Annotated in this window: 7 protein-coding genes and 1 pseudogene; 7 read left to right on the forward strand and 1 reads right to left on the reverse strand. The window is 31.9% G+C overall.

Annotated elements, in window-relative coordinates; translation table 11 throughout:
• From WBN21_RS09970 to WBN21_RS09995, 6 genes are all read left to right on the forward strand, one after another.
• A partial coding sequence (locus WBN21_RS09970; RefSeq protein ID WP_424199854.1) for a 2OG-Fe(II) oxygenase family protein occupies nucleotides 1-426 on the forward strand: 426 nt, incomplete at its 5' end.
• Nucleotides 427-510: 84 nt separating this feature from the next.
• A complete protein-coding gene (locus WBN21_RS09975; RefSeq protein ID WP_424199856.1) occupies nucleotides 511-840 on the forward strand; it encodes a translation initiation factor in 330 nt (109 codons plus the stop codon).
• A 4-nt stretch (nucleotides 841-844) separates the two neighbouring features.
• Nucleotides 845-1,789 carry a DUF1835 domain-containing protein gene (locus WBN21_RS09980; protein WP_424199858.1) on the forward strand — a complete coding sequence of 315 codons (945 nt, stop codon included), beginning with the start codon at nucleotides 845-847 and terminating at the stop codon, nucleotides 1,787-1,789.
• Nucleotides 1,779-2,648 (forward strand): nucleoside phosphorylase, encoded by an 870-nt coding sequence (locus WBN21_RS09985; RefSeq protein WP_424199860.1) that lies wholly within the window; start codon nucleotides 1,779-1,781, stop codon nucleotides 2,646-2,648. Before WBN21_RS09980 ends, WBN21_RS09985 begins: the two co-directional genes overlap by 11 nt.
• Nucleotides 2,649-2,661: 13 nt before the next feature.
• Nucleotides 2,662-3,516, forward strand: a complete 855-nt coding sequence (locus WBN21_RS09990) for a substrate-binding domain-containing protein (RefSeq protein ID WP_424199862.1) — start codon at nucleotides 2,662-2,664, stop codon at nucleotides 3,514-3,516.
• Between the two features lie 38 nt (nucleotides 3,517-3,554).
• On the forward strand, nucleotides 3,555-4,055 hold the full coding sequence (locus tag WBN21_RS09995; protein ID WP_424199864.1) for a hypothetical protein: 501 nt from the start codon (nucleotides 3,555-3,557) through the stop codon (nucleotides 4,053-4,055).
• Between the two features lie 18 nt (nucleotides 4,056-4,073).
• Here the strand turns inward: WBN21_RS09995 and hutH are convergent, their stop codons facing one another.
• Nucleotides 4,074-5,576: a histidine ammonia-lyase gene (hutH, locus tag WBN21_RS10000; RefSeq protein ID WP_424199866.1), complete on the reverse strand. Its 1,503-nt coding sequence runs from the start codon at nucleotides 5,574-5,576 to the stop codon at nucleotides 4,074-4,076.
• 133 nt (nucleotides 5,577-5,709) lie between these two features.
• Between hutH and WBN21_RS10005 the strand changes: the two are divergent.
• A pseudogene (locus WBN21_RS10005) lies at nucleotides 5,710-6,395 on the forward strand (TlpA family protein disulfide reductase); the annotation flags it as partial.

Genomic DNA, 6,395 nt, shown 5'->3' on the forward strand with positions numbered 1-6,395 from the left:
CCTATCCACTACCCGCCTATAACTCAAGAACCAAAAGAAGCAGTAAGAGCTGCGGCACATGGGGATATTAATTTAATAACGCTTTTAATGGGCGCACAAGGGCGTGGTTTACAAGTGCAAAACCATAAAGGTGAATGGCTTGATGCTATTGCGGAGCCTGATGAATTAATGATTAATGTTGGTGATATGCTTTCTAGGCACACTAATAATAAATTAAAATCTACCATACATCGCGTTATAAATCCTCCGAAAGAACTTTGGGGAACATCGCGTTATTCTATTCCATTTTTTATGCACCCAATTAGTGATATGAAGTTGAATGTTTTAGAAGGTTGCATTGATGAAAACAACCCTAAACAATTTGATGATATTACTGCAGGTGAGTTTTTAAACGAACGCTTAATTGAATTAGGACTTAAAAAATAGTAGGCAGACCACAGTTGGCAGTAGGCAGTTGCTTACTCTTATTTTTTACTGCAAACTGAAGACTGAATATTGCACATTAAAACAATGGATTTACAAGACCAACTTAAAAATTTATTTCCTGAGCATATTGAAGAAGAAACTATTTCTGACACAAAGGATGCTTCTGATATTTGGATGCAAGATGACCCCATACTTTGTAAATATGAAAAACGCAAAGGAAAACCTATAACCATTCTTGAGGGGTATACTGGTGCTACCGAAGACTTTAAAATTTTAGCCAAAGAAATTAAAACTAAACTGAGCGTTGGCGGTAGTTTTAAAGATGATAAAATTATAATTCAAGGCGATTTTCGTGATAAAATCATGCAAATGCTAAAAGAAAAAGGGTTTAATGTAAAACGCGTAGGCGGCTAATTTTATGGACAAGCAAACACTTCATATTACTAATGGTGATAACCTGACGAAATATTTAAACGAATTAGAAATTAATGGCGAAAAACTAACTTGGCAAGAAATGCTTTGTGAAGGCCCAACTTCTCCAAAGATTTTCTCGGATAAATTTATAGAGAAAAGAAGCGCTTTTTTAAATGAGTTTTATAATGTTGATTTAGATTTAGAACAAATTGATTTTGTATTAAATACCCAATTGGGAAATCCAGAACGCTATTCTGAAATTGTCCTTTGGTTTGAATACGATTTGTTTTGTCATATTAACATGATTGCTGTAATCAGTTTGCTTCAACAAAAAAAAATTACTTTGCCACTTTATTTAGTTTGTAGTGGACGCGTTCCTGGAAGTAAAACCTTAAAAGGGTTAGCTGAATTGACTTCTGCACAACTTATGAGTCATTATAAAGACAAAGTTTCATTAACCGAAAGTGACATTGATTTGGCCACAACAATTTGGGGTATTTATTGCGGTAAAGACCATAATTTGCTTAAACCATTTATAGTACAAAGCTCGTCATTTAAATACTTAACAAATTGTTTAAAAGCACACCTAAAACGTTTCCCTGATTCTATTGATGGATTAAATACTTTGGAAAGAAATATTCTCGAAATTGTCAGAGATAATAGTATAAAATCGAAACATCATTTGTTGGGTTATGCCCTAAATTACCAAGGTTATTATGGTTTTGGTGATATTCAATTAGAACGACTTATTGATAAGTTATCTGTTTTTTTAACTGAAGAAGACAATTCGTTAACATTAAACAGAGCTGGACATGAAGCTTTACTCGGGCAACATAATTTTGCCGTTGAGATTGATAGTAATATGACTTTTGGTGGTGTGAATAAATACGATTTCCAGTTTAGTAAAAAATTAAATAAACTAGTAAAAACAGTAACCAATGCCCATTAAAGAATCTGAACTTATTTTAAATCCAGATGGTAGTATTTATCATTTAAATTTAAAACCAGAACACATTGCAAGTACCGTCATATTTGTAGGTGACCAAGATCGCGTTAGTAAAGTAACATCACATTTTGATTCTATTGAATTTGAAACTCAAAAACGCGAATTCAAAACACAAACTGGTCATTTTAAAGGCAAACGGATAACCGTAATTTCTACTGGAATTGGCCCTGATAATATTGATATTGTTTTAAATGAATTAGATGCACTTGTTAACATCGATTTTAAAACTAGACAAGTAAAAGAAAAACTCACAAGCCTTGATATTATTAGAATAGGGACTTCTGGGTCTTTACAAGAAAACATACCTGTTGATGGTTTCGTTTTAAGTACACATGGACTAGATTTAAATGGCATGCTCCATTCATATCAAATAAATTCAATTAGTAATTTAGATATAGAAGATGCTTTTATAGAGCAAACCAATTGGCATACTAATAAATCAAGACCTATAGTTATTGAAGGAAGTAGTAAACTATTACAAAAATTAGAAAGCAATAAAACACATAAAGGCTTAACTGCAACAGCTGGAGGGTTTTATGGGCCACAAGGAAGGGTTTTAAGATTAGCAGTTCAAGATTCAGAATTAAATTGTAAAATGGATGTATTTAAGTTTAATGGTATTTGTATTTCTAATTTTGAAATGGAAACTTCTGCAATATTTGGGTTGGCAAAACTACTAGGACATGAAGCCATGTCAATAAATGCGATTATTGCAAATAGAGCTGTTGGGACTTTTAGTAAAAACCCTGGAAAAACTATTGAAAATCTTATTACCTATACACTTAATAAAATTATAGAATAAACCAATTGATTTAATGAAGCAAGTAAACATTGGCGGTGTGCCAGAACATTTTAATTTAGCTTGGTATTTAACGCTTAAAAATGGAGAATATAAAGAAAAAGACATCAATTTACGTTGGCATGATTATTACGGCGGAACGGGCGCTATGTGTAAAGCATTAAGGAATGGTGATATTGATATTGCTGTTATTTTAACCGAAGGGATTATTAAAGATATTATTGACGGCAACCCTAGTAAAATTGTTCAAACCTTTGTAGAAACGCCACTTGTTTGGGGTGTGCATGTGGCTCATAATTCAGATTACAAAAAGGTTGAAGACCTAAAAGGCACTAAAGCTGCCATAAGTCGTTATGGATCTGGCTCGCATTTAATGGCTTACATCAATGCTGAAAACCATAATTGGGATTTAGAAAAAGATCTAGATTTTGAAGTGATTAAAAACTTAGATGGTGCCATTGAAGGTTTAACCGAAGGTAAAGCGGATTATTTTTTATGGGAAAAATTCACCACAAAACCTATTGTTGATAATGGTGTTTTTAGGCGCATTGACAACTGCCCTTCTCCATGGCCTTGTTTTGTTATTGCTGTTAGAGAAGAGTTTATTGAAAACAATAAGACAGATTTAAAAGCCATTTTAGAAATTATTAATAACACCACTTCCGATTTTAAGGATATCCCAAGTATTGATAAGTCTATTGCTAATCGCTATGAGCAAAAACTTGAAGATGTTCAAGAATGGTTAAGTATCACAGAATGGTCTCAAGAATTAATTGATAAAAAAACGGTTATGAATGTTCAAAAAGAACTTTTCGCTTTAAATATTATTCCAGAGATTGTTGATTATGAGAAGTTGACTTGTAAGTTGTAAACGTTTTAAATAGTTAAAACAAAAACGAATTTAAAAAAATGAGAATAAAAAAAATAGGTATATTTTTCACTATAGTTTTAATATTAACATTTTTTTCTTGTTCAAATAATGATGATTCAGAAAGTAAAAATTTAGAAGTTAATGAAGATTTAATGATTTCTAAAGGTTCTTGGACTTTCAGAAAGTTTGAGGTTTCAGAGATATTAGACAACGGCGTTGCAAATATATCTGATGAAAAAATTCGAGAAGAAATTGAATTTGATGTGACCGAAGATATGAGTAATATCCTGTTAAGTTTCAAACAAGATAAAACAGGAGCTTTCGACTTTGAAGATGGCACTAATCTTCATAGTTTTATTTGGGATGTAATAAATGAAAATCAATTGAAACTCACTTTTGATAATGGAACAATAGAAATTCATAAAAACTTAACTGTTTCTGCTTCTAGTTTATCATATGAAACACATTGGGAAAATCGGAGAGTGGGTTATCCAAATGTTAGTATTGTTGATTTTATAAGTGTTTTTTATTTTGAATAGCATAACTTCTTAACTACATCAATACAACTCTCGGCTGTCAATATCCAAACCTTGAATAAACAATATAGAAGCCTGAATATCATCATGCATTACGCGATCATCTTCTACAAAAGGAACATCTTGTCTGTATAGATTAAGAATAGATTCTATAAATTCTGAAGATTTTAGTGGCACTCGAAAAAACATGGCCTGCGAAGCGTTGAATAATTCAATAGCCAAAATACGCTCCACATTATTTACCAAAGTATATGCCTGAGTTGCAGCATTAGCTCCCATACTCACATGGTCTTCTTGTCCGTTTGATGATACAATAGAATCGACACTTGCAGGCGTAGCCAACTGTTTATTGGCACTCACAATACTCGCTGCGGTGTATTGTGGAATCATAAACCCAGAATTTAATCCTGGATTATTCACTAAAAAAACGGGTAATCCTCGAAGCCCAGAAACTAATTGAAAGGTTCTGCGTTCAGAAATATTACCTAATTCTGCCATAGCAATCTTTAAATAATCAAACGCCAAAGCTAAAGGTTGACCGTGAAAGTTACCTCCAGAAATAATTAAATCTTCGGCTGAAAAAATATTAGGATTATCAGTAACCGAGTTAATTTCCGTTTGAAAAGTTTTTTCAACAAATGCCAACGTATCCTTTGTTGCTCCATGAACTTGAGGCATACATCGAAATGAATACGGATCTTGTATATGTTTCTTTTTCTGTTTAATTAACTCACTTCCATCCAAAAAATCACGTAAGCGTTCGGCAGTTTTTAATTGTCCGTTATGTGGTCGTACCAAGTGAACAAGTTCGTAAAAGGGTTCTATTCTACCATCAAAGGAATCCAAAGATATGGCACCAATTAAATCGGCTAAATATGATAACTTATAGGATTTTAAAAGTAAATAAACACCATAAGCACTCATAAATTGCGTACCATTCAATAAGGCTAATCCTTCTTTTGATTGTAACGCTATAGGCTTCCAATCAAAATCGTTATAAATCTTTTCAATGGCGCATTCTCCACCTTTATAAATCACTTTTCCTTTTCCAATTAATGGTAAAGCTAAATGAGCTAAAGGCGCCAAATCGCCAGAAGCACCCAATGAACCTTGCGTGTAAACTATTGGTAAAATATCATGATTATAGAAATCGATCAGTCTATTTACAGTTTCTAATTGCACACCACTATGCCCATAATTTAAAGACTGAATTTTGAAAAGCAGCATTAATTTAACGACTTCATTAGGCACACGCTCTCCAGTACCACAGGCATGAGACATGACCAAGTTTTCTTGTAAAACCGTTAAATTTTCTTTAGAAATTTTGACATTATGTAACGCCCCAAAACCAGTATTGATACCATAAATAGGTTTGCTTCTAGTTTTAAGTTTGGCATCTAAATACGCTCTACAAGCAATAATTTTTTCTTTTGATTCATCAGATAATTGCAGTTTTTTCTCTTCAGAAATAATACTGTTGATGATACTTAAATCAAGGAATTTGGATGAAACGGTATGAGTCATGCTTGTATTTTGTCATATTTTAATCAAAAATCAGAATTCATTATGAAATATGCAAAAAAATGTTAATAATTTATCAAATTAACTATGAATATTCAGCAATTTTTTATTTTTGAGCTCTAAAAAAATTATAATAATGAATAAATTACTTTGTATTGCTTTTGCCATCGCTGTTTTCAGTTGTAAAAATGATGTAACTGCAGATTACGCCATTATTTCTGGTAAAATTACAAACAAACAAGCTGGAGATGTTACTATGAATAGTGAAGATAGAACATTTAAAGAAATCCTTGATATTGCTGAAGATGGCTCTTTTACTGATACATTGAGCACCGATATTAAATCTTATGTGCTTTATGATGGTACAAACCCTGTGTTTCTTAAAGTTGAACCTGGATTTAATTTAAACATTGCCTATGATGCTTTAGACTTTGAAAACACCATAGTTATTTCTGGGATTGGTTCTGAAATTAACAACTATTTAGTTGTTAAAAGGAAAGGCGAAATGGAATTAAATAATAAAAGCGCGGAAGTTTTTGTTCAAGATGAAGAACAATATAAAGCGAGCATGATGGATTTCAAAAATGGGCAATTAGAACTTTTAAATAATTCATTAGGATTGCCAGATGATTTTATTTCTAATGAAAAAAGGAATATAAACTATGGTTATTTAGGCAAATTAAATACTTATGAAAGAGCCCACAAATATTTTACCAAAAATGAAGATTTTAAAGTTTCTGATGACTTTTTAAATGAAGTTGCTGATGTTGACTATAATAATATTGAAGATTTTGAATTTTCAAGTGATTATAAAGGCATAGT

It is taken from the genome of Algibacter sp., assembly GCF_049667265.1.
In the GTDB taxonomy this organism is placed as follows: Bacteria; Bacteroidota; Bacteroidia; order Flavobacteriales; family Flavobacteriaceae; genus Algibacter_B.